Source organism: Geodermatophilus sp. SYSU D00697 (assembly GCF_054050175.1).
Genome location: NZ_JBJGYV010000005.1, coordinates 41,317 through 63,929 on the forward strand (window position 1 = coordinate 41,317; position 22,613 = coordinate 63,929).

Genomic DNA, 22,613 nt, shown 5'->3' on the forward strand with positions numbered 1-22,613 from the left:
GTGGGAACGGGTGCTCCTGCCCGCTCGCCCCAGCGCCCTCCAGCGTGGGCCCGCTCCCTGGCAGGGAACTGGCCGGCGGCTGGCAGTCCGCTAGGTCCGCCAGCCCGGGTGGGCGTCGCGCTCCGCCGCTGCCCGCCAGGGCGGTGACCCGGGCGGCGCCACCACGGTCACGGCGCCCTCGGCCGACGGCAACGTCACCAGGTACGGCGCCGGGTCGGCCGGGTCGCCGCCCTCCGGTGCCCGCCGCGGCGCGCCGAGCAGCCAGTGCGCCGTCCGCGCGAGGGAGAGCTCCCCGTGCCAACTGCCGCCCTCCTCCCGCCGACGGGCCACGGCGGCCAGCACGGTCGCCGCGGCCAGGTGGCCGGTCGCGTGGTCCAGCGCCTGGGCCGGCAGCACGCCCGGCGCCTCGGCGCCCCCGCACGCGAGCGCGATGCCGGTCGCGGCCTGCACCAGCGAGTCGAAGCCCCGCCGTCCCGACCACGGGCCCCGCGTCCCCCACGCCGAGAGGCTCACCACCACCAGGTGCGGGTGCCGCTCGGCCAGCGCGGCGGGGTCGAGCCCGAAACGGGCCAGCGCGCCGGGCCGGTGGCCCTGCACGACGACGTCCGCCGTCGCGAGGAGCGCCTCGACGGTCCGGCGGTCGGCGCCGGCCGCGAGGTCCAGCAGCGCGTGCCGCTTGCCCGGCCCGGTGTCGACCAGCGAACCGGGGTCGTCGGGCAGCCGCGGGCTGTCGACCCGCAGCACGTCGGCGCCGTGCGAGGCCAGCGTCCGGGTGGCGACCGGACCGGCGATCACCCGGGTCAGGTCGAGGACCCGCAGCCCGTGCGGCGATCCCGCGCGGGGCGGGCCGGGAGCCGCCCGGCGCAGGCCGACGAGGGGTGTGGCCGCGACGGCCCGGCCCGGCGCCGACCCGGCCCACGCCGCCGCGGAACGGACCGCGCCCGCCGCACCGCCGGCCGCGACCACGGCCGACTCCAGCTCCTCGGCGGTCCACCGCAGGGCGGCCGACTCGACGTCCTCCCCGAGGACCCGCAGCGCCGCGGCCCGGTGGTGCGGGTAGTTGGCGTGCAGGCGCAGCCAGCCGTCGGCGGTGCGCCAGAACCGGGACAGCGGGTGGAACCCCGGCCCCACCGGCCGGCCGTCGACCGCGGCGTACCGCTCGCTGCGGAAGGCGAGCCCGACGTGCGCGGCGTCCAGCCGCACCGGGTCGCCGGGCGTCAGCAGCCGGGCGGCGAGCAGCTGCGCGGCGACCGCGCCCACGGCGAGGTCGGGCACCGGCAGCGGCCCGTCCAGGCCGGTCGCGCCGGTGACCGGCACGTCCGGGGCGGGGACGCCGGCCAGCAGCGGCCACACCTCCGCCAGCAGGGGGTTCGCGACGGCCGTCGCACGAGGGCTCACGACCGCTGGGTGCCCAGCGCGAGGGTCAGCTCCAGCACGCTCTGCGGGTCCTCGAGGCGGGCGCCGAAGAGCTCGCGAAGCTGGCCCATCCGGTAGCGGACCGTCTGCGGGTGGACGAACAGCTCCGCGGCGATCTTCTCCCGCCGGCCGTGGTGCAGCAGCCAGGAGCGCAGCGTCTCGACCAGCTTCTCGCGCGGGCCGGGGCCCAGGTCGTCCAGCGGCGCGAGGACCTGCGCCCGCAGGTCGGCCAGCGCCTCGCCGTCCGCCCGGAGGACCAGCTCGACCAGCCGCTGCTCGGTGTCCACCGGGGCGTCGCCCTCCGGCCGCAGCCCCAGCTGCAGCGCCCGCAGCGCCCGCGAGTAGGAGGAGCGGGCCTCCTGCCACGGCCGCGCCGGCCCGACGACGGCCGCACGCCCGCGCAGGGCCTTGAGCAACCCGGCCCGGGCGAACCCCTCGGCGTCCGGGACGAGCAGCACCGCGCGCTCGGTCTCCGGTTGGGCGCCGGGCAGGTCCTCGCCCGCCTGCAGCGTGCGCGCGTCGAGCACCGCCAGGGCAGCGCGGGCCCGCACCTCGGGGAGCAGCACCGCGGTCAGGGTCCGCGGCGGTGACCAGTCGGCGCGCTCGGCCGCGGCGGCCAGGTCGTAGGGCGGGCCACCGGTCAGGAGCAGCTCGGCCAGCCGCTCCAGGTGGCGACGGCGGACCCGGCCGCTGGTGGCCAGGTGGTCGGCGTGCCCGGCGACGCTGGAGGCCGACAGCTGGTCGATGTAGGCGAACACCAGCTCGGCGAAGCGGGCCAGGGAGTCCGCCGGCATCCCGGCGGCCACGGCCGTCTCGCTCATGTGCCGCCACGCCACCCGCGCGCCCACCCGGTAGGCGGCCAGCAACGCGTCCATGGTGCGGCCCCCCTTCGCCTCCCCGCGGCCCAGCGCGTAGGCACCCTCCAGGGCGGGCCCGATCGGCCGGCTCGGGTCGGCGCCGCCGGTCGCCGTCGCGAGCTCGAGGAACCCGCCGAGGGCCAGCTGGACGGCGTTCTCGATGGCCCGGCCCATGTCGCCCTGGAACGCCTCGGCATAGCTGGGCACCTCGACGACGATCGCGGCCACCGTCGACTCGGCCACGGCTGGCAGCTCCCCGAGCATGGCGGCGGCCACCTCCGGGGTGAAGGTCTCGGTCTCCGGGGCCACGTCCACCTCACCGCTCCCGCGTCGTTGTTCGCAGCGAACAGTATCCGGGCGGAGGTTCACGTCCAGAGCACAGGTAATTGCGCCCCCCGCTGGGAACGATCGAGGACATGACCGCGACCGTCCCGCGCCCGGCCCCGGCCCCGGCCCGCCCGGCCCCGGCCCGGCCGGCCCTGGCTGCGCTGCGCGCCCGTGCCCTGCGCCTCGCCGAGCTGGTGACCACGCCGCTGCTGCCCGACGACTACCTCGACATGGTGAACCCCCTGCGGGCCGGCACCGACCTGCGCGGACGCGTCGTCGCCGTCCAGAAGGAGACCCGGGACGCCGCCACGCTGGTCATCCGACCCGGGGCCGACTGGCAGCGCCACGTGCCGGGTCAGTGGGTGCGCATCGGGATCGACGTCGACGGCGTCCGGATGTGGCGGGCCTACTCGCTCACCTCGCACCTGGACCGGCCCGACGGCTGCATCAGCATCACCGTCAAGGCCATCCCGGGCGGCAAGGTGAGCAACCACCTGGTGCACCGCACGACGCCGGGGACGCTGGTGCACCTCGACCAGGCCACCGGGGAGTTCGTGCTGCCGGCGCAGGCGCCCGCCAAGGTCCTGTTCGTGACCGCGGGCTCGGGCATCACCCCGGTCATCGGCATCCTGCGCAACCACGACGAGCTCCGCGACGTCGTCGTCGTGCACTCGGCCCCGACGGCGGAGGACGTCGTCTTCGGCCCGGACCTGCGCGAGCTGGCCGCCGCCGGCCGGATCCGGCTGATCGAGCAGCACACCGACTCCGCCGGGATGCTCGACCCCGCCGCGATCGCCGAGCTGGTCCCCGACCTCGCCGAGCGTGCCACCTGGGCCTGCGGGCCGGTCGGCATGCTGGAGGCGCTGGAGGAGCACTGGAGCGCCGCCGGCATCGCCGACCGGCTGTTCACCGAGCGGTTCCGGCCGGCAGTGATCGTCGCCGGCGAGGGGGGCACGGTCTCCTTCACCCGGGCCGGCACGACCCTCGAGGCCGACGGCGCGACGCCGATCCTGGACGCCGCCGAGGAGGCCGGTGTCCTCATGCCCAGCGGCTGCCGCATGGGCATCTGCTACGGCTGCGTGCTCCCGCTGCGCGAGGGCGCCGTCCGTGACCTGCGCACCGGCGAGGTCACCACGGCCGCCCCCGGGGACGGCGTCCTCGTCCAGACCTGCATCAGCGCCGCCGCCGGCGCCTGCTCCATCGACCACTGACCCCGTTCCCCAGAGATCCCGGAGGACAACGCGTGACCGTTCTGCAGAAGAAGCCCGTCAACCCCATCGCCCACCTGACTGCCGGTGACATCGAGCTGATCGGCAAGGAGCTCGACGAGATCCGCCAGGAGGTCATCGACACCCGTGGCGAGAGGGACGCCCGCTACATCCGCAAGGTCATCGACGTCCACCGCAAGATCGAGCTGGGCAGCCGCGCGGTGCTCCTGGCCTCCGGGTTCCCGCCGGCCTGGATCATCGGGACGGTCGGCCTCTCGGTGGCCAAGATCCTCGACAACATGGAGATCGGGCACAACATCCTGCACGGCCAGTGGGACTGGATGCGGGACCCGAAGATCCACTCCACGACGTGGGAGTGGGACATGGCCAGCCCGGCCGACCAGTGGAAGCACTCGCACAACGAGCTGCACCACACGTACACGAACGTGATCGGCAAGGACAACGACCTCGGCTACGGCATCATGCGCGTCGACGAGGACCAGAAGTGGGTGCCGATGTACCTCGGGCAGCCGGTGTGGAGCTTCATCAACGCCTGCTTCTTCGAGTACGGGATCGCCGCCTACGACCTCGAGCTCGGCGCCGTCATCGCGAAGAAGCAGACCAAGGACCCCGAGTTCCGCGCCCGGGCCAAGGCCGTGCTGCGCAAGATCGGTCGGCAGGCGCGCAAGGACTACCTCATCCACCCACTGCTGTCCGGCCCCAACTTCCTGGCGACCCTGACGGCCAACCTCGTCGCCAACGTGGTGCGCAACCTGTGGTCGAACTCCGTCATCCTCTGCGGGCACTTCCCCGAGGGCGTGGAGACGTTCGAGAAGAAGTCGATCGACGGGGAGACCCGCGGTGAGTGGTACCTCCGGCAGATGCTCGGCTCGGCCAACATCTCCGGGTCCAAGGCCATGCACGTCATGACCGGCAACCTGTCGCACCAGATCGAGCACCATCTGTTCCCCGACCTGCCGAGCAACCGGTACGCCGAGATCGCCCCCAAGGTCCGCGACCTGTTCGACCGCTACGGGCTCAACTACCACTCCGCGCCGCTGCCGAAGCAGGTCGCGTCGGCCTGGCACAAGATCATCCGGCTGTCGCTGCCCAACGGCTGGCTGGAGCAGACCACCGTCCGGAACCTGCCGTCGCAGCTGGTGAAGCTCTACAAGATGAGCACCGGGGACCCGAAGACCCGCCGCCGCCTGCTGGCGGAGACCCAGGCGGCCGCGGCGGCCGCCTGACCGGCGACACGGACACCGCGGAGGGCGGGGGAGGCGGCAGCGGCCGTCGCCCCCGCCCTCCGTCGTCCTCCGAGCGCACGCTGTGCCGACACCGCGCTCCGGGACGCAGGGAGATCCGGTGCCGGGACCCACGCCCCTGCCCCTCCGAGTCCGCACGCGCTGGCATGGCCGCCTGACCACCCACCACAGGGGAGGACGACGATGGACGGCTACGTGTTGGCGGCCCGGCTCCCGAGCACGATCCCGATCGGCCTCGTCCCCGAGGGACTGCGCCTGGACGTCGGGGTCGAGGGCACGATCACCGAGGGGCCGATGACCGGCGGGCGGGTGACCGGCGTCGACCACCTGCTGATCCGCCGGGACGGCACCGCCGTGCTCGACGTCCACGAGACGATCACGTTGCCGGGCGGGGGCATCGTGTCCCTCCAGGTCCGTGGCTTCGCCACGCCGCCCTTCGAGATGCCACCCCTGGAGACGCTGGCCGCGCCGGGCTTCGAGTGGCCCGACGTCGAGGTGCCGATCCACGGGGCCGTGACGATGCAGACCGCCGAGCCGTCCCTCGCAGCCCTCAACCACACCGTGTACGGCATGACCGGGACGGTGAACATGGCACGCGGTGAGGTGCGGGCCAGCGCCCGCAGCATCGCCGCGGTGCCCGTGAGCTGATCCGCACCCCACCCGTTCGCCAGTGGCGGGCGGAGGACACACGAGAGGCCCGGAGCGCGTGGCTCCGGGCCTCTCGGCGTGCTGGGGGATCCGTCAGTTCGCCATGTCCACGAAGCGGCTGTAGTGGCCCTGGAAGGCGACGGTGACGTTCGCGGTGGGGCCGTTGCGGTGCTTGACCAGCATGATGTCGGCCTCGCCGGCCCGCGGGCTCTCCTTCTCGTACATGTCCTCGCGGTGGATCATCATCACCATGTCGGCGTCCTGCTCGATCGAGCCGGACTCACGGAGGTCGGACAGCATCGGCTTCTTGTCCTGACGCTGCTCGGAGCCACGGTTGAGCTGGCTCATCGCGATGACCGGGACCTCGAGCTCCTTGGCCAGCAGCTTCAGCGCCCGGGAGAACTCCGAGACCTCCTGCTGGCGGCTCTCGACCTTCTTGCCCGACGTCATCAGCTGGAGGTAGTCGATGACGACGAGCTTGAGGTCGTTGCGCTGCTTGAGCCGCCGCGCCTTGGCCCGGATCTCCATCATCGTCATGTTCGGCGAGTCGTCGATGTAGAGCGGGGCGTCGGCGATCTCGCCCATCCGACGGGCGAGCTTCGACCAGTCCTCGTCGGACAGCGTGCCGGCGCGCATGTGGTGCAGGGGCACCTTCGCCTCGGCCGACAGCAGACGCATGGTGATCTCGTGCTTGCTCATCTCGAGGGAGAAGATGACCGCCGGCATGTGGTGCTTCACCGTGGCCGACCGCGCGATGTCCAGCCCCAGGGTCGACTTGCCCACACCGGGCCGGGCGGCGATGACCACCATCTGGCCGGCCTGCAGGCCGTTGGTGAGCTCGTCGAGGTCGCGGATGCCGGTGGGCACGCCGCGGGCGGTGCCGCCGCGGGAGGCGATGGCGTCCAGCTCGTCCATCGTCGGCTGCAGGACGTCCTCGAGGCGCGCGTAGTCCTCGCTCATCCGCTTCTCGGTGACCTCGTAGATCTCCTGCTGGGCGCGGTCGACGATGTCGTCGACGTCGCCCTTGCCGCCGGCCGCGCCGTACCCCAGCTGGACGACGCGGGTGCCGGCCTCGACCAGCCGGCGCAGCGTGGCCTGCTCGGCGACGATCGCGGCGTAGTAGCCGGCGTTGGCGGCGGTGGGCGTCGACTGGATCAGCGTGTGCAGGTAGACCGCGCCGCCCATCTTCGACAGCTGGTCGGTGCGGTTGAGCTCGGCGGCCACGGTGATCGCGTCGGCCGGCTCACCCCGCCCGTACAGGTCGAGGATGCAGTCGAAGATCACCTGGTGCGCCGGGCGGTAGAAGTCGTTGCCGGCGAGCACCTCGACGACGTCGGCGATCGCGTCCTTGCTCAGCAGCATGCCGCCGAGCACCGACTGCTCCGCCGCGACGTCCTGCGGCGGCTGCCGGTCGTACTGCGGAGCCGTCGGGGTCGGTCGGCTGAAGTCGTCGGCCACCGCCACGGTGGTTCCTCCATCCACTCACCAGCGCACCCGCGAACAGACCCCGGCCGGAGGGCCGGGGCCTGGTGGGGGAAGCACCAGAAACGACGTACGCCTGACTCGAACGTCTGTTCGGGTCATTGCTACCCCGGGGCACCGACAGTTCGTGCCTGCCGGGGGAGCTGGAGAGGACGTTAGGAACACCGGACGGACCCGTCCAACACCGGTGTGCACCCCGTTCTGCACAACTTGTGGACAAGTCGGTGGACACAGACGTGTCGACATGTGGAGACAGCGGGGGACGGCCGCGGGGACATCCGCGTATCCCGCGTCTGACCAGCGCAGAGACGACCCACGGGGTGTGGACGGGAAAAAGCCGGGTGAAATCCGGGTGTCGCGCCCCGGCGTGTCGCCGCCCCCGCACAGCAGCCCCACAGGTCACACGTCCACAGGTCGACCGGGCAGGCCACCATGGCTGCGCGACGCCGACCGTCGCGGCCCCGAGGGCGGCCGTGGAGGGGAGGTCCCACGGCAGTCCAGCCGCACGCCGGAGGGCAGATCCGGCACGTCGGGGACCTGCCCGGCCAGGTCTCACGGCCCGGGACCACGGGGAGACGGTCCTCGACGGGGCCGGCACGACGCCGGCCGACGTCGTCCGGCTGGTCACCTGCACCACCGACGCGGACGCGATGGCGGGCGCGTGGGAGGCCGTGGCGGGGTGTCCGGGTGCGGCCGGCGTCCGCCCCGCCGGCACGCCGGTCGGGGTGACCCGGCGGCCCTCCCCCGGGAGGGCGGCCGGGCCGGAGGTGAGGGCGGTCGGCTGACCGGCCCCGGAACGCCGCGAGGGGCGCCGGACCGGAGTCCGACGCCCCTCGCGGGCACACCCCCCTGCAGGGGGTCCTCCTGTCAGCCGGGGACGACCTCGATGGCCAGCTGGGTGGTCACCTCGGGGTGCACCCGCACGGTGACGGTGTGCTGCCCGGTGGTCTTGATGCTGCTGGGCAGCTCCACCCGGCGACGGTCGAGCGCGGGGCCGCCGGCGGCGGTCACGGCGTTCACGACGTCGGCGGTGGTGACCCGGCCGAACAGGCGGCCGCCCTCACCGGCGCGGGCCGGCACCCGCACGGTCAGACCCGACAGGCGCCCGGCGACGGCCTGGGCCTCCTCGAGCGTCCGGACCTCGCGGGCGGCACGCGCCCGGCGCAGCGAGTCGACCTGCTTCTCGGCACCGCGGGTGGCGACGATGGCCAGGCCGCGGGGCAGGAGGTAGTTGCGGGCGTACCCGCCCTTGACCTCGACGGTGTCACCGGAGGACCCGAGACCGGTGACCTCCTGCGTCAGGATCAGCTTCTGGGTGCTCATGGTCAGCGCGCCGTGGAGGTGTAGGGCAGCAGGGCCATCTCGCGGCTGTTCTTCACGGCCACGGCGACGTCCCGCTGGTGCTGGCTGCAGTTGCCGCTGACGCGGCGGGCACGGATCTTGCCGCGGTCGGAGATGAACTTCCGCAGCAGGGTCGTGTCCTTGTAGTCGATGTAGGTCGCCTTGTCCTTGCAGAACTGGCAGACCTTCTTCTTGGGCTTGCGAACGGGGGGCTTGGCCACCGGGGTTCTCCAGGGAGTGAGGGAGTGGAACGGCCCTCTCGCAGGGGCCCTCCGCCTGCGCGGAGCGGGGCGTGGGGGGCGAGAGGGTCCTTTCTCAGAAGGGCGGTTCGTCCGACGGGGGAGCGGGGGTCGACCACGGGTCGCTGGACCCGCCGCCGAAGCCACCACCGCCGCCACCGCCGCCGAAGCCGCCGCCACCGCCCTCGCCACGGGAGGCCTTGGTGACCTTCGCGGTGGCGTAGCGGAGCGACGGGCCGACCTCGTCGACCTCGAGCTCGACGACGGTGCGCTTCTCGCCTTCCTTGGTCTCGAACGACCGCTGCTTGAGCCGGCCGGAGACGATCACCCGCGAGCCGCGGGTGAGCGACTCGGCGACGTTCTCCGCCGCCTGCCGCCACACGTTGCAGCGCAGGAAGAGCGCCTCGCCGTCCTTCCACTCCTGGGACTGACGGTCGAAGGTCCGCGGCGTCGAGGCCACGGTGAAGTTGGCGACCGCGGCGCCGGACGGCGTGAACCGCAGCTCCGGGTCCGACGTCAGGTTGCCGATGACGGTGATGACGGTCTCGCCGGCCATGGTCAGTGGACCTCGGGCCGCATCAGCTTCGTGCGCAGGACCGACTCGTTGAGGTTCAGCTGCCGGTCGAGCTCGGCCACCGCGGCCGGGTCGGCCTGGATGTCGATGACGGCGTAGATGCCCTCGACCTGCTTCTTGATCTCGTAGGCCAGCCGGCGGCGGCCCCAGATCTCGGTCGAGAACGTGCCACCGGCGTTGGTGACGACGGTCAGGAACCGGTCGAGCGAGGGCGCGATGGTGCGCTCCTCGAGATCGGGGTCGAGGATGACCATCAGTTCGTAGTGACGCACGGAGAACCCCACCTCCTCTGGTCTCGGCGGCTGCAGTGCATCTGCAGCAGGAGGGTCGTACACGCGTCGCGCGCCCCGACCGGTGGCGGGCACCGGGGGAACGCGCTCTTCCCATGCTACCAGCGCGCGGAGGGGAGCCCGCTGCCGTCGTCCACAGGCCCGACGGGGCCGCTGGCCCCCTGCGGGGTCCCGCCGCGAGCCTGCGAGCGACGGGGGACAGGGGGTCCTTCTAGGGTCGGCGCGTGGCAGCTCACCCGATCGGCGTACACGTCGGCCCCGGCCTGACCGAGGACAACGAGCTCGACGCCGGTGGCCCGCTCGCCCGCGCCGCGGAGATGGACGCCGACGGCGTGCAGGTCTTCCTGGCCGACCCGCAGGGGTGGACCGCCCCCAAGCCGCGCCCGGACGCCGCCGACCTGCTCGCCAGCGACGTCGTGGTCGTCGTCCACGCGCCGTACGTGCTCAACGTCGCGACGACGAACAACCGCATCCGGATCCCCAGCCGCAAGCTGCTCGACAAGCACGCGCAGGCGGCCGCGGCGATCGGCGCACTGGGCATGGTCGTGCACGGCGGTCACGTGCTGGCCAAGGACGACCCCGCGGTCGGCGTCGACAACTGGCGCAAGACGTTCGCGCGGCAGGCCGAGGACGGCGGGTTCCCCCTGCCGCTGCTGATCGAGAACACCGCGGGAGGCGGCAACGCCATGGCCCGCGACCTCGACGCCATCGCCCGGCTGTGGGAGGCGGTCGGCGAGTTCGGCGCCGGGTTCGTGCTCGACACCTGCCACGCGTGGGCAGCCGGCTGGGACCTCGCCACCGCCGTGGACGACGTCCGGGCCATCACCGGCCGCATCGACCTGGTGCACCTCAACAACAGCCGTGACCCCGCCGGCTCCAGCCGCGACCGGCACGCCCCGCTGACGTCCGGCGAGATCCCCTTCGAGGTGCTGGCCGAGGTGGCGCGGGCGGCCGACTGCCCGATCGTCCTCGAGACCCCCGGGGACGCCGCCGAGCACGCCGCGGAGATCCAGGCCCTGCGGGCAGCCCTCGCCGGCTGACCCCCAGGCACGGGGGACTCCGCCTACGTCACGGCACCTCCGGACGCGTGCACTGCTCCCGGTGCCTCTGTCGGACTGGGAGTGCGGTGCAGGCGACCGCCCGTCAGGCGCACCCGGTCAGGGGAATGGTCGAGCACGCCTCCGGCGGGGTCGTCGACGCCCGGCCAGGTGGCCCGGACCTCGTCCTCGTCCGGGTGCCAGACGTCGCGCACGACCAGCGCCACGAGGACGACGACGGCCACGTCGCGGACGGTTACCGCGAGGAAGAACCACTCCACCTCGACGCCGCGGTTGCCGGTGCCGAGGTACCAGAGCATCCGGGGCACCCACAGCAACGCCTCGGTGGCCTGCCACAGCAGCAGCGAGCGCCACCGCGGGCGGGCCAGCACCGCGAGGGGCAGCAACCACAGCGAGTACTGCGGGCTCCACACCTTGTTCAGCAGCAGGAACCCGGCCACCAGCAGGAAGGCCACCTGGGCCACCCGCGGACGCACGGGCGCGGCGAGGGTCAGCCAGGCCACCGCGGCCACGAGCGCCAGCAGGGCGACGGCGACGACCGCGTTGAGCACCGCCGGGGTCTCGCCCTCGGCCGGGACCCCGCCGAGAAGCCGGCCGCCGGAGACGGTGATCGCGATGTTCCACAGCGTGTCGGGGTCGGCGGGCCGCTCGCTGTTGAGCCGGAAGAACCGCGACCAGTTCTCCGGCGCGAGGACGGCGACCGGCACGTCGACCAGCAGCCAGGCGACGCCGGCCGCGATCGCCGTCCGCAGCCAGGTGCCGAGCCGGCCGACCCGCAGGCACAGCAGGAACAGCGCGCCCAGCAGCACGAGCGGGTAGAGCTTGGCCGCGACGCCCAGCCCCAGCAGCGCCCCGGCCAGCACCGGCCGTCGCCGCGCCCACGCCCACAGGCCCAGGCCGGCCAGCGCGACGGCGAGCAGGTCCCAGTTGGTGAAGGCGTGCACGAACAGCAGCGGGGACAGGCCCACCATCGCCGCGTCCCAGGGCCGCCGTCCCGACGTCCCGAGGACGGCGCGGGTCAGCAGCAGCGCGCAGAGCGAGAGCAGCAGGCAGGTGGCGACGTAGTACGACTGCACGGGCGGGACGTCGGGCAGCACGCCGACCGCGGCGGCCAGCGCGTCGTAGGCCCGGCCGAGGCCGGCGGCCGCGGCCATGAGGGCGCCGGTCAGGACCGGGTACTCGACGGCGGAGTCCAGGTAGGGGATCTCGCCGCGGTCGAGGCCGTGCAGGCCGAACAGCGGGACGGTGTCGGAGTAGCAGAAGTGCGTGTACTGGACCGAGCCGGCCCAGTTGCCGTCGGAGCAGGGCGCCTGCTTGACCCAGGCCAGAGCCAGCACCGCGGTGGTGAACAGCAGGCAGACGCGCAGCGGCGTCCAGAACAGCGCCCGGCCGGTGACCGCGTGCCGGCCCCACGGGCCCCCCACGGCCTCGCTGGCCTGCACGGCCACCGGGTCGCTCCAGGTGGGGACGACGCGGTCGGGACGGCCGTCGTCCGCCGATCGGACCCCGACCCCCGGAGACGCCGAGGGCCCGTCCGCCGGCTGGGATGCCGGGTCGGACGGGCCCGTCGGTGTGCTGCTCACACCGGTCAGTCTGCCCTCAGGGGGTCAGGCGGCTGGTTGCACCGGCACAGCGGGTTGACCGTTCTGGGTGTCCCCAGTGGTGTCGCCCTCGGTGACGTCGCCGTCGTCCTCGGGCGTCGTCAGGTCGCCACCGGGTCCCTCCTCCTCGGTCCCCTGGTCGCCTCCTCCGGTGCCGGTCCCGGCGTCGTCGTTCCCGTTGCCGTTGCCGTTGCCGTTCTCGCTCCCGTTCCCGGTCCCGTTGCCGTCGCCGCTCTCCTCGGCGTCGTCCTGGGTCTCGGTCGGCTCGGCCGACTCGGACGACCTGGTCGGCGCGGCGGAGGACGACGGCGCGGAGGTGGTGCGCTCCCGGGTCGGCTCGGGCACACCGACGCCGGTGTCACCGCGGATGATCGCCCGGTCGGGCAGGTCCTCCTCCGGCGTCCCGTCCAGGACGGTGTTCATGTACTCCTGCCAGATCGCCCCGGGCAGGCCCGAGCCGTAGATGATCGCGCCGTTGGCGTTGACGATCGGGTCGCTGGGGGAGTCGTTGCCCATCCAGACCGCGGTCGAGATCGACGGCGTGTACCCGACCATCCAGGCGTCGGAGTTGTCCTCGCCCTGGCCCTGCGTACCGGTCTTGCTGGCCACCTCGCGGCCGCCGTCGAGGGCGCGCTTGGAGTAGGAGGCCACGCCCTTGAGCGCGTAGGTGACGTCGTTGGCGATGTCGGCCGGGATGGCCTGCTCGCCCGTGTCGCCGTTGTAGTCCAGCAGCACGGTGCCCTCGTTGTCGGTCACCCGCGAGACGAAGAACGGCTCGTGCTCGACACCGCCGTTGGCGAAGGTCGCGAAGCCGTGCGCCTGGTCGATCGGGCGCATCTCGTACTCGCCGATGCCGATCGCCGACCCGGTGAAGCCGTCGGCGTTGGCCAGCGTGGTGTTGTCCTTGAGCGTCCCGCTCTGCCAGGTCTCGGGCAGCCCGGTCGCGGCCAGGGCGGTCTCCCGGACCTTCGCCGGGCCGACCTCGTAGGCCAGCCCGTAGAAGGTGGTGTTCAGCGAGCGCGTCATGGCCTCGACGAGGGTGCACGCCCCGCAGGAGGCACCGCCGGAGTTGCGCACCAGCGCGTCCCGGTCGGGGAACTTCTGCGGGGAGCTGCCGTCCCGGCGGGAGTTGACGCTGATGCCCTGCTCCAGCGCGGTGGCCAGCGTGTAGGGCTTCATCGAGGAGCCGGGCTGGCGCTGGGCCAGCGCGTAGTCGGTGCCCGTGCCGTTGCGCCCGCCGAAGTAGGCCCGCACCGCGCCGGTGCGCGGGTCCACCGACACCAGCGCCTGGCGCAGCCCCTCGGGCTCGCCGGCCATCTCGGTGTCGACGGCGGCGATGGCGGCGTCCTGGTAGCGCTTGTCCACGGTCGTGGTGATCCGCAGGCCACCGGCGCGGATCTGCTGCTCGGTGTAGCCCTTGGCCTCCAGCTCGGCCACGGCGCGCTGGACGACCAGCCCCTCGGAGCCCTCCGGGATGCCCAGGGACGACGGGGACTTGGGCAGCACCGGCGGGTAGACCGACGCCTCCCGGTCGGCCTGGGACAGCCAGCCCTCCTCGACCATCGCGTCGAGCACCAGGTTCCAGCGCTGCAGCGCGCCTTCCGGGTTCACCGCGGGGTCGTTGTTGCTGGGGCTGCGGATCAGGACGGCGAGGACGGCGCCCTGCTGCGGGGTGAGCTCGGCGGCGGGCACCCCGAAGTAGGTGTTCGCGGCGGCCTCGATGCCGTAGGCGTTGCGCCCGAAGTAGATGGTGTTCAGGTAGTTCTCGAGGATCTCCTCCTTGTCGTAGTTGTTGTCCAACTTGATGGCGAGGAAGAGCTCCTGGAACTTGCGGCTGAACGTCTGGTCCTGCGTCAGGAAGGCGTTCTTGACGTACTGCTGGGTGATCGTCGACCCGCCCTGCGTCGAGCCACCCGTGAGGTTGTTCCAGGCGGCCCGGACGATGCCGGTGAAGGAGATCCCGGGGTCGGTGTAGAAGCTGCGGTTCTCCGCAGCGAGGATCGCGTCCTGCGCCGGCTTGGAGACCTGGTCGAGGCGGACGTTGGTGCGGTTGCCGCCGTCCACGCCCAGCCGGGCCATCTCGGTGGTGCCGTCGGCGTAGTAGACGACGGTGGTCTGCGCGTTCTGCACCGAGCTGGGGTCGGGGACCTCGGTGGTGGCGTACACGACGCCGACGAAGACGCAGAGCAGCGCCAGCAGACCGGCGAGGGTCGCGCCGGCGATCTTCAGCCGGCGGCGGCGCTTCTGCTTGGCCGTCCGCGCCGCCTTGCCCTTGGCAGCAGAGCCCCTGGCAACAGAGCCCTTGGCGGCGGGCCGCGTGCCGCGGGTGGCGGGGGCACCGCTGCGTGACGCCGTCGTCCGGCCTCCGTGGCCGGCCGGCGGACGCCGGCTGGCGCTGCCGCCACCGGTGCGGCCGGGCGGCGGCCGGCGGTCCGAGCCGCCGGGCGGCCCGACCGGGGAGGTCTCGTCGTGGGGAGGCACGAAGGGGCCCCTCTCTGACTCGTTGGTGGACACGGGACACAGGCGTCCCACACCCAGGGTGTCGTCTTCAGCTGTGAGAACGGGGGAGGACCCGCGACATCGCCGTCCCACAGCGGTCCTGTGGTACGGAAGGGTCCACCGGGGCGCGTTTGTTCCCCGGCGGTGCGACTACTCCGTCGCGGCCCGCCGTCGCGTGCGGCGCGGCGTGCGCCCCGGCTCGGGCTCGGCGCCGAGGAGGTACGAGCAGTCCAGGTGGTTCCAGCCGCAGCTGCGGCACACCTGGACGGCGTAGACGGTGAACTCCTCCTGCGCGGCGTCCATGCGGGCGAGCTCGGCCTGTGTCTTGGCCTGGCCCGCCGTCGGCCCCAGGTGCTCACCGTAGACGTAGCTCACCAGCACGAGTCGGTCCTTGCGGCACACGGGGCAGGCGTGCTCGGTCGCCTCGCCGTGGTACTTGGCCGCGCGGGAGAGGTAGGGACTGGCGTCGCAGACCTCGAAGAGCCCCGTGCGTCCGGCGTACACGTCGGCGAGGACGGCTCGCCGCTGCAGCGAGTAGTCCACGACGGATCGACGTCCGGGCACGGCGCCAATGTACGCACCGGGGACGACGGCGGACGTCTGATCGCGCACTGACCGACACCCGCTGGTGCCTCGCCCGCCGCCCGCTCGAGCGTCGGGCGCCCGCCGGTCCGCCACCTCCGGTTGTCACGGCGTTCACCTGTCGATGTATCGTCCCGATACATCGAACCGCGGGGCGAAGGGGAGGCGACGTGCTCGAGTTCGCCATCCTGGGCCTGCTGCACCAACACCCCATGCACGGCTACGAGCTGCGCAAACAGCTCGCGCAGGTGCTCGGGGGGCTGCGCAGCATCTCGTACGGGTCGTTGTACCCCGCGCTCAAGCGGCTGCACGCCGCCGGGTACGTCACCACCGAGGACCCGGAGCCCCGTGCACTGCTGCCGGCCGACGCACCGCCGCTCACCGGCCGGCGCGGGAAGGTCGTCTACACGATCACCGCGGAGGGGAAGGAGCGCTTCCACGAGCTGGTCAGCCAGTCCGGCCCGGAGGCGTACGACGACGGCGGGCTCTTCGGCGTCCGCCTGGCGTTCTTCCGACACACCGCCGCGGACGTGCGGCTGCGGATCCTCGAGGGCCGCCGCCGCACGGTGGAGCGGCAGCGGGAGGGGTTGCGGGCCTCGCTCAGCCGGACCCGCGAACGCCTCGACCACTACACGCTCGAGCTCCAGCGCCACGGCCTGGAGTCGGTGGACCGGGAGGTCCGCTGGCTCGCGGAGCTGATCGACAAGGAGCGCACCGACAGCGAACGGCGTCGAACCGACGGCGTCGAGAACGGGGACGTCGGCCCGCCCGCCGGGCCGGTGCCGCCCCACTCCGGATGACCCCCACGGGGAACCCCCCGGCCCCCGTTCCCCGACAGGACCGCCCGCGGTCCGAAGCCACGACCGCACACCGGTCCGAGAACAAGGAGATCTCCATGGGATCTGTCAAGGTCGCCATCGTCGGCGTCGGCAACTGCGCCGCCTCGCTGGTGCAGGGCGTGCACTACTACCGGGACGCCGACGAGACCACGTCGGTGCCGGGCCTGATGCACGTGCGCTTCGGCGAGTACCACGTGTCCGACGTGGAGTTCGTCGCGGCGTTCGACGTCGACGCCAAGAAGGTCGGTCGCGACCTGTCCGAGGCCATCGTCGCCAGCGAGAACAACACCATCAAGATCTGCGACGTCCCGCCGCTGGGCGTGCCGGTGCAGCGGGGCACGACCCTCGACGGCCTCGGCAAGTACTACCGCGAGACGATCGACGAGTCCGACGAGCAGCCGGTGGACGTCGTCGCCGCGCTGCGCGAGGCGCAGGCCGACGTGCTGGTGTGCTACCTGCCGGTCGGCTCGCAGCAGGCCGCCGAGTTCTACGCCCAGTGCGCGCTGGACGCCGGCGTGGCCTTCGTCAACGCGCTGCCGGTGTTCATCGCGGGCACCCAGGAGTGGGCGGACAAGTTCACCGCCGCCGGCGTGCCGATCGTCGGGGACGACATCAAGAGCCAGGTGGGCGCCACCATCACCCACCGCGTGCTGGCCAAGCTCTTCGAGGACCGCGGCGTGCAGCTGGACCGCACGATGCAGCTCAACGTCGGCGGCAACATGGACTTCAAGAACATGCTCGAGCGCGAGCGGCTGGAGTCCAAGAAGATCTCCAAGACCCAGGCCGTCACCAGCCAGGTCGACCGCGACATGGGCCAGGGCAACGTGCACATCGGCCCGTCGGACCACGTGCCGTGGCTGAGCGACCGCAAGTGGGCCTACGTGCGCCTCGAGGGCCGTGCGTTCGGCGACGTCCCGCTGAACCTGGAGTACAAGCTCGAGGTCTGGGACTCCCCGAACTCCGCCGGCATCATCATCGACGCCGTCCGGGCCGCGAAGATCGCCAAGGACCGGGGCATCGGCGGACCGATCCTCTCGGCGTCCTCGTACTTCATGAAGAGCCCGCCGGTGCAGTACAGCGACAGCGAGGCCCGCGACGCCGTCGAGGCGTTCATCCGGGGCGACGTCGAGCGCTGAGGAGAAGGACCCCGTTCCCCTGGACGGGGCCGGCAGGGCCCGCTCCCGCATGCGGAGGCGGGCCCTGTCGCATCCCGCGTGGAACCCGGTCGCGACCTGCACCGCTGCCTACCCTGGGCCGCATGCCGCCGCGCCGCCGTCCCCTCGTCCCGGTCCTGGGGCTGGTGCTCGCGCTGCTGACCGGCTGCTCCACCGACGACGGCGAGCGGCGGACCGGTGACCCGGTGACCCCCGAGGAGGCCGGCGTCCTGGCCGCGCTGCTGGCGCGCAACGCCGAGCAGGGCGGCGCGGACTTCGTGGTGACCGCCCCCTACGGCGAGGACACCGTCCTCACCCTCACCGGCGAGGTCGACTTCCCCGGGCAGGTGGGCCGCGCGCAGGCGGTGACCACCTCCGGCGGCGACCGGCCCGACGCGGCCCGGACGCTGTTCTTCACGTCCGGGACGCTGTGGTTCGGCGACGTCCCCGGGCTGGCGGAGTCCCTGGCGGAGGCGGGGCTGCCGGAGGCCTCCTACGTGACCCGGCCGCTGGCGACCGGCGAGGAGCCGCCACTCACCGACGTCCTGGTCCGGCTGGTGCTCAACCTCGCCGCCGAGGAGCCCGACGACGCCGGTGCCTTCCGCAGCGCGGCCTACTCCTGGCAGGGCGAGCGCTCGGTGGACGGCGAGCTGACCGCGGTCTACGCCTCGGACTCGGGCTGGTCGGTGGCGGTGGACAGCTCCAGCGACCTGCTGGTGGAGTTCGCCACCCGGCTGCCCGACCAGGACCACGAGGTGACGGTGACCCTGTCCGACCACGGCGAGCGGACCATCACCCCGCCGGAGGAGTCCCAGACCGTCGACGGGGAGGAGCACCCGGAGGTCGCGGCGGCCGTCGGGCTGTGAGGGAGGAACCCCGAGGAGGACGGGCCGGGCCTGGACGTGCGGGAGGGGCGGCCTCTTCCCCAGACCGCCCCTCCCAGTCCTCTTCCTACCAGATCCGGGTCGACCGCGCTGCCCGTGTGGGGCGGATCGTGACCTTCAGTTGACCGACGGGTCGGCCGGCGCGGTGGACAGCACCGCCAGGCGCCCGGTCTGGCGCCCCATGACGCGGCGCCACAGCTCCGGGCCGGCCAGTGGGCTGAGGACGTCGTCGGGACGGCCGGCCACGCAGGCCCACGCGCCCTCGGCGATCTCACCCGCCAGTTGGCCCGGTGACCAGCCCGCGTAGCCGGCGAACACCCGCAGCCCGCGGACCCGGGGGTCGAGCACGTCGGGGTCGACGTCGAGGTCGACGAGGTGGACGTCGCCGGCGACCCGGCGCAGGCCGCTGTCGGCGTCCGGCTCGGTGCCCGGGCACACCGCCAGGCACAGCGCGGTGTCGGTCTCGCACGGACCGCCCACGTGGAACACGCCCGGGTCGACGGCGAGGTCGCACCAGCCGGGCAGCACGTCGCGGATCTCGACCTGGCTCGGCCTGCCCAGGACGACGCCCAGCGTGCCGGTGTCGCTGTGGTCGAGGACGAAGACGACCGTGCCCGCGAACGTCGGGTCGGTCAGCAGCGGCATCGCGACGAGCAGCGAGCCGGGACGGACGTCGTCGAGGCTGCCGATCGACAGGGCGGGCACCGCTTCCGGACGCCGACGTCCCGTGGCCGGGCGGCCAGGCGGCCCGGGCTCGGGTTCGTTCGGCGGCGGGGGAGTCATCGGGTTCCAGTGTGCCCCACCCGGCGGGCCCGCGGCGGGCGAGGGCGCCCCGGTGGGGACCTTCGGCCCGTCGTCCACCCAGAGGCAGGGGACGGCCACCGTAGGGTGACGGCGTGCGGCAGGCGGCCACCGTCCGCTCCCTCCTGGTGCGGCCCGACTTCCGCCGGCTCCTCGCCACGCGGCTCGCCTCGCAGGCGGGGGACGGCGTGCTCCAGGCCGCCCTCGCCGGCACGGTGCTGTTCAACCCGCAGCGCGCGGCCGACCCGCTCGACGTCGCCGCGGGGTTCGCCGTCCTGCTGCTGCCCTACTCCCTCGTCGGCCCGTTCGCCGGCGTCCTGCTGGACCGGTGGAGCCGCCGGCAGGTGCTGCTGGGGTGCGGCCTCCTGCGGGCCGGCCTGGTCGCCCTCCTCGCGGCTCTGGTGTGGGGCGGGGTCGCCGGGGCGCCGTACCTCCTGACCGGGCTGGCGGTGTTCTCGGCCAACCGGTTCGTCCTCGCCGCGCTGTCCGCGGCGCTGCCGCACACCACCGACCCGCCGTCCCTGGTGCCGGCCAACGCGGTGTCGACGACGGCCGGCTCGGTGGCCACGGTCGTCGGCGGGGCGGTCGCGGTCGCCCTGCTGCCGCTGGGGACCGCCGGGGACGGCGCCTACGCGGTCATGACGGCGGGCGCGGCCCTCCCGTACCTGCTCTCGGCGCTGGCGGTGGCGGGCCTCGGGCGGGGCTCGCTCGGCCCGGACGCGGGGTCCCGGTCGTCCCTGCGCGCGGTCGGCGCCGGGATGCTCGCCGGCGCGCGGTACGCCTGGTCGATCCGGCCGGCCGCCACCGCGCTGGCGGTCATCACCGTGCACCGGCTCTGCTTCGGGCTGGTCACGCTGATGACGCTGCTGCTGTTCCGCAACACGCTCGCCCCGTGGGGACCGGTTCCGGGCGGGCTGGCGGGCCTCGGCGTGGTGGTCGCGGCCGGGGCGGTCGGCACCCTGCTGGCGGCCGTGGTGACCCCGCCGGCCGTGCGGCGCCTGGGCCGGGCGCGCTGGGTCACCCTGGTGCTCGCCGTCCTCGGGCCGGTGATGGTGGCCCTCGGCCTGCCGTTCCTGGCGCCGACGGTGGCGCTGGCCGGCTTCGCGCTCGGCTTCGGCGGCCAGGCGGTGAAGATCTGCGTGGACAGCACGCTGCAGGAGACGGTGGCCGACGACGTCCGCGGCCGGGTGTTCTCCGTCTACGACATGCTGGTCAACGTCAGCTACGTGGTGGCGCTGCTGGTCGCGGCGTTCCTGCTGCCCGCGTCGGGGGTCTCCGTCCCGCTGGTGCTGGGCGTGGGCGCCGCCTACGTGCTCACCGCCGTGGCCCACGCTCGCGCCTCGTCGCGCTAGCGGAGCGCAGCGGGTCGCGGAGTGCCACGAGCGAGGACTCCTGCACCCTCACACTCCGCTGTCCCCTCCACCCCGGGCGGCCCACCAGGCGCGGAGCTCGGCCTCGGCCTCCTCCGGATCCAGGGGGCCGCGCTCCAGCCGCAGGTCCTTGAGGAACGTCCACGCCTCGCCGACCTCCCGGCCCGGCGGGATGCCCAGGATCGCCATGATCGCGTTCCCGTCGAGGTCGGGGCGCACGCGGGCGAGGTCCTCCGCCGCCGAGAGCTCGGCGATCCGCCGCTCCAGCGAGTCGTACGTGGCCGACAGCGCCGCCGCCCGGCGCTTGTTGCGGGTCGTGCTGTCGGAGCGCACCAGCTTGTGCAACCGCGGCAGCAGGTCGCCTGCGTCGGTGACGTACCGGCGGACGGCGGAGTCGGTCCACTCGCCGCGGCCGTAGCCGTGGAACCGCAGGTGCAGGAAGGTCAGCCGGGCGACCGCCTCCACGACGTCCTTCGGGTAGCGCAGCGCGGTCAGCCGCTTGCGCACCAGCTTCGCGCCGACCACCTCGTGGTGGTGGAAGGAGACCCGCCCGCGCGGCTCGTGCCGCCGGGTGGCCGGCTTGCCGACGTCGTGGAGCAACGCCGCCAGCCGCAGCACGAGGTCGGGCGACTCGGCGTCCGGATCGGCCTTCTCCAGCGCGATCGCCTGGTCGAGCACGGTGAGCGAGTGGGTGTAGACGTCCTTGTGCTGGTGGTGCTCGTCGATCTCCATCCGCAGCGCGGGCAGCTCGGGCAGGACGACGTCGGCCAGCCCGGTCGACACGAACAGCTCCAGCGCCGGGCGGGGACGGTCCTGCAGCAGGGTCTTGGACAGCTCCACCTGCACCCGCTCCGGCGTGATCCGGGCCAGCTCGCCGGACATCGCGGTCATCGCCTCGACCACGTCCTCGGACGGCGTCAGCTCCAGCTGGGCGACGAAGCGCACCGCGCGCAGCATCCGCAGCGGGTCGTCGGCGAAGGAGTCGGCGGCCGCCCCGGGGGTCCGCAACCGCTTCGCCAGCAGGTCGCCGAGCCCCCCGTGGGGGTCGGTGACGGTGCGGTCGGGACCGAGCGAGACCGCCATCGCGTTGACGGTGAAGTCGCGCCGGGACAGGTCGTCGACGAGCGAGTCCCCCCAGGCCACCTCGGGGTTGCGCGACTCCCGGTCGTAGCGGTCGGCGCGGAAGGTCGTGATCTCCAGCCGGACGCCGTCCACCTCGGCCCCGACGGTGCCGAAGGCGATGCCGGTGTTCCACGTGGAACTGGCGAACCCGCGGAGGAGCCGCAGCACCTCGACCGGCCGGGCATCGGTGGTGAGGTCCAGGTCGCCGGGCACCCGCGCAGCGCCCGACCCGGCCGCCAGCAGCGCGTCGCGCACCGAGCCACCGACGAGGTGGATCTCGAACCCGGCGTCGGTGAACCGCTGCCCGAGCCGGGTCAGGACGGGCGAGACGTCGACGAGCGCACGCACCGTCTCCTGCACGGCGGGGGGAACGGCATCGTCACCAGGACTCGCGGGCTGACCGGACACGACGATCCAGCGTAGTGGCGCGCCCGACCGGCACCGGTCGGGCTCCACGCACCGGGGGAGGACCCCGCTGCGGACCCTGCGGCGCCGCGGCGGTCGCTCGCTCCCCGCTGCGATGCTCCCTGAGTCGTCGCCCGGCGCGCGCTACCCTCCTGACATGGCTGGGACGGGCGGGCGAGGGCGCCCCGGCCGCCGGTTGCGGCGGGTGGACGAGACCTCCGCCGGGGGCCTGGTGGTGGCCGACGACCCCATCACGGGGCCGCGTGCCGCCCTCATCGGGCGCACCGACCGCCGCGGCCGGCTGCTCTGGTCCCTGCCCAAGGGGCACATCGAGGAGGGCGAGACCCCGGAGGACACCGCCGTCCGGGAGGTCGCCGAGGAGACCGGCATCATCGGTGAGGTCGTCGCCCCGCTGGGGATCATCGACTTCTGGTTCGTCGCCGACGGCCGCCGCGTGCACAAGACCGTCCACCACTTCCTGCTCCGCGCCATCGGTGGCGCCCTGTCCGACGCCGACATCGAGGTGACGGAGGTCGCCTGGGTGCCTCTCGACGAGCTGAGCGAGCGGCTCGCCTACGCCGACGAGCGGGCCCTGGTGGAACGGGCACCCGCGCTCCTCGCCGACAGCGCGTGACCGGCTGGGAGGCCACC

The 22,613-nt window shown here is 73.6% G+C and carries 21 protein-coding genes; 9 read left to right on the plus strand and 12 right to left on the minus strand.

Annotation, left to right across the window (positions count from 1 at the left end; genetic code table 11):
- Positions 1–90: 90 nt before the first annotated feature.
- Positions 91–1,398, minus strand: coding sequence for a CoA transferase (locus ACI79C_RS06470; protein ID WP_456944807.1), 1,308 nt, complete (start codon positions 1,396–1,398; stop codon positions 91–93).
- Positions 1,395–2,588: a PucR family transcriptional regulator gene (locus ACI79C_RS06475; protein ID WP_456944808.1), complete on the minus strand. Its 1,194-nt coding sequence runs from the start codon at positions 2,586–2,588 to the stop codon at positions 1,395–1,397. The genes ACI79C_RS06470 and ACI79C_RS06475 overlap by 4 nt, the downstream gene beginning before the upstream one ends.
- Positions 2,589–2,689: 101 nt before the next feature.
- Here ACI79C_RS06475 and ACI79C_RS06480 point away from each other — a divergent pair, with 101 nt between their 5' ends.
- The 3 genes from ACI79C_RS06480 to ACI79C_RS06490 all read left to right on the plus strand — a co-directional run bounded on the left by ACI79C_RS06480 (position 2,690) and on the right by ACI79C_RS06490 (position 5,721).
- Entirely contained in the window at positions 2,690–3,811 is a 1,122-nt protein-coding gene (locus ACI79C_RS06480) for a ferredoxin reductase (protein ID WP_456944809.1), read from the plus strand.
- A 32-nt stretch (positions 3,812–3,843) separates the two neighbouring features.
- Positions 3,844–5,055, plus strand: a complete 1,212-nt coding sequence (locus ACI79C_RS06485; RefSeq protein ID WP_456944810.1) for a fatty acid desaturase family protein — start codon at positions 3,844–3,846, stop codon at positions 5,053–5,055.
- A 201-nt stretch (positions 5,056–5,256) separates the two neighbouring features.
- Entirely contained in the window at positions 5,257–5,721 is a 465-nt protein-coding gene (locus ACI79C_RS06490) for a DUF3237 family protein (RefSeq protein WP_456944811.1), read from the plus strand.
- Between the two features lie 93 nt (positions 5,722–5,814).
- Here the strand turns inward: ACI79C_RS06490 and dnaB are convergent, their stop codons facing one another.
- The 5 genes from dnaB to rpsF all read right to left on the minus strand — a co-directional run bounded on the left by dnaB (position 5,815) and on the right by rpsF (position 9,629).
- Positions 5,815–7,185, minus strand: coding sequence for a replicative DNA helicase (dnaB, locus tag ACI79C_RS06495; protein ID WP_456944812.1), 1,371 nt, complete (start codon positions 7,183–7,185; stop codon positions 5,815–5,817).
- An 885-nt stretch (positions 7,186–8,070) separates the two neighbouring features.
- Positions 8,071–8,526 (minus strand): 50S ribosomal protein L9, encoded by a 456-nt coding sequence (rplI, locus tag ACI79C_RS06500; RefSeq protein WP_456944813.1) that lies wholly within the window; start codon positions 8,524–8,526, stop codon positions 8,071–8,073.
- 2 nt (positions 8,527–8,528) lie between these two features.
- On the minus strand, positions 8,529–8,765 hold the full coding sequence (gene rpsR / locus ACI79C_RS06505; RefSeq protein WP_091377883.1) for a 30S ribosomal protein S18: 237 nt from the start codon (positions 8,763–8,765) through the stop codon (positions 8,529–8,531).
- A 94-nt stretch (positions 8,766–8,859) separates the two neighbouring features.
- Positions 8,860–9,339, minus strand: a complete 480-nt coding sequence (locus ACI79C_RS06510) for a single-stranded DNA-binding protein (RefSeq protein WP_456944814.1) — start codon at positions 9,337–9,339, stop codon at positions 8,860–8,862.
- A gap of 2 nt (positions 9,340–9,341) precedes the next feature.
- Positions 9,342–9,629 (minus strand): 30S ribosomal protein S6, encoded by a 288-nt coding sequence (gene rpsF / locus ACI79C_RS06515; RefSeq protein WP_456944815.1) that lies wholly within the window; start codon positions 9,627–9,629, stop codon positions 9,342–9,344.
- A 242-nt stretch (positions 9,630–9,871) separates the two neighbouring features.
- On the opposite strand from rpsF, the gene ACI79C_RS06520 reads away from it, so the two are divergent.
- Positions 9,872–10,687, plus strand: coding sequence for a deoxyribonuclease IV (locus ACI79C_RS06520; RefSeq protein ID WP_456944816.1), 816 nt, complete (start codon positions 9,872–9,874; stop codon positions 10,685–10,687).
- A gap of 23 nt (positions 10,688–10,710) precedes the next feature.
- Here ACI79C_RS06520 and ACI79C_RS06525 read toward each other — a convergent pair whose 3' ends face one another.
- From ACI79C_RS06525 to ACI79C_RS06535, 3 genes are all read right to left on the minus strand, one after another.
- Positions 10,711–12,153, minus strand: a complete 1,443-nt coding sequence (locus tag ACI79C_RS06525; protein ID WP_456944817.1) for a glycosyltransferase family 87 protein — start codon at positions 12,151–12,153, stop codon at positions 10,711–10,713.
- Between the two features lie 159 nt (positions 12,154–12,312).
- Positions 12,313–14,787, minus strand: a complete 2,475-nt coding sequence (locus ACI79C_RS06530) for a transglycosylase domain-containing protein (RefSeq protein WP_456944818.1) — start codon at positions 14,785–14,787, stop codon at positions 12,313–12,315.
- Positions 14,788–14,955: 168 nt separating this feature from the next.
- Complete coding sequence (locus ACI79C_RS06535; RefSeq protein WP_456944819.1) at positions 14,956–15,369, minus strand: DUF5318 family protein; 414 nt, start codon at positions 15,367–15,369, stop codon at positions 14,956–14,958.
- A 188-nt stretch (positions 15,370–15,557) separates the two neighbouring features.
- On the opposite strand from ACI79C_RS06535, the gene ACI79C_RS06540 reads away from it, so the two are divergent.
- The 3 genes from ACI79C_RS06540 to ACI79C_RS06550 all read left to right on the plus strand — a co-directional run bounded on the left by ACI79C_RS06540 (position 15,558) and on the right by ACI79C_RS06550 (position 18,246).
- On the plus strand, positions 15,558–16,187 hold the full coding sequence (locus ACI79C_RS06540) for a PadR family transcriptional regulator (protein WP_456944820.1): 630 nt from the start codon (positions 15,558–15,560) through the stop codon (positions 16,185–16,187).
- Positions 16,188–16,282: 95 nt separating this feature from the next.
- Positions 16,283–17,362 carry an inositol-3-phosphate synthase gene (locus tag ACI79C_RS06545; RefSeq protein WP_456944821.1) on the plus strand — a complete coding sequence of 360 codons (1,080 nt, stop codon included), beginning with the start codon at positions 16,283–16,285 and terminating at the stop codon, positions 17,360–17,362.
- 122 nt (positions 17,363–17,484) lie between these two features.
- Positions 17,485–18,246 (plus strand): hypothetical protein, encoded by a 762-nt coding sequence (locus tag ACI79C_RS06550; protein WP_456944822.1) that lies wholly within the window; start codon positions 17,485–17,487, stop codon positions 18,244–18,246.
- Positions 18,247–18,381: 135 nt separating this feature from the next.
- Here ACI79C_RS06550 and ACI79C_RS06555 read toward each other — a convergent pair whose 3' ends face one another.
- Positions 18,382–18,969 carry a YqgE/AlgH family protein gene (locus tag ACI79C_RS06555; protein ID WP_456944823.1) on the minus strand — a complete coding sequence of 196 codons (588 nt, stop codon included), beginning with the start codon at positions 18,967–18,969 and terminating at the stop codon, positions 18,382–18,384.
- Between the two features lie 191 nt (positions 18,970–19,160).
- Here ACI79C_RS06555 and ACI79C_RS06560 point away from each other — a divergent pair, with 191 nt between their 5' ends.
- Positions 19,161–20,417 (plus strand): MFS transporter, encoded by a 1,257-nt coding sequence (locus ACI79C_RS06560; protein ID WP_456944824.1) that lies wholly within the window; start codon positions 19,161–19,163, stop codon positions 20,415–20,417.
- Between the two features lie 48 nt (positions 20,418–20,465).
- Here ACI79C_RS06560 and ACI79C_RS06565 read toward each other — a convergent pair whose 3' ends face one another.
- Entirely contained in the window at positions 20,466–21,905 is a 1,440-nt protein-coding gene (locus tag ACI79C_RS06565; protein ID WP_456944825.1) for a CCA tRNA nucleotidyltransferase, read from the minus strand.
- A gap of 214 nt (positions 21,906–22,119) precedes the next feature.
- Here ACI79C_RS06565 and ACI79C_RS06570 point away from each other — a divergent pair, with 214 nt between their 5' ends.
- The gene (locus ACI79C_RS06570) at positions 22,120–22,596 is read left to right on the plus strand and encodes an NUDIX hydrolase (protein ID WP_456906508.1); all 477 of its coding nucleotides are present in this window, start codon (positions 22,120–22,122) and stop codon (positions 22,594–22,596) included.
- The last annotated feature ends 17 nt before the right edge of the window (positions 22,597–22,613 follow it).

What these genes read in the sequence shown, in the direction of transcription:
- ACI79C_RS06480 (WP_456944809.1), top strand. Translation starts at nt 2,690, where the DNA reads ATGACCGCGACCGTCCCGCGCCCGGCCCCGGCCCCGGCCCGCCCGGCC.
- ACI79C_RS06545 (WP_456944821.1), top strand. Translation starts at nt 16,283, where the DNA reads ATGGGATCTGTCAAGGTCGCCATCGTCGGCGTCGGCAACTGCGCCGCC.
- ACI79C_RS06570 (WP_456906508.1), top strand. Translation starts at nt 22,120, where the DNA reads ATGGCTGGGACGGGCGGGCGAGGGCGCCCCGGCCGCCGGTTGCGGCGG.
- ACI79C_RS06510 (WP_456944814.1), bottom strand. Translation starts at nt 9,339, where the DNA reads ATGGCCGGCGAGACCGTCATCACCGTCATCGGCAACCTGACGTCGGAC.
- ACI79C_RS06490 (WP_456944811.1), top strand. Translation starts at nt 5,257, where the DNA reads ATGGACGGCTACGTGTTGGCGGCCCGGCTCCCGAGCACGATCCCGATC.
- rplI (WP_456944813.1), bottom strand. Translation starts at nt 8,526, where the DNA reads ATGAGCACCCAGAAGCTGATCCTGACGCAGGAGGTCACCGGTCTCGGG.
- ACI79C_RS06550 (WP_456944822.1), top strand. Translation starts at nt 17,485, where the DNA reads ATGCCGCCGCGCCGCCGTCCCCTCGTCCCGGTCCTGGGGCTGGTGCTC.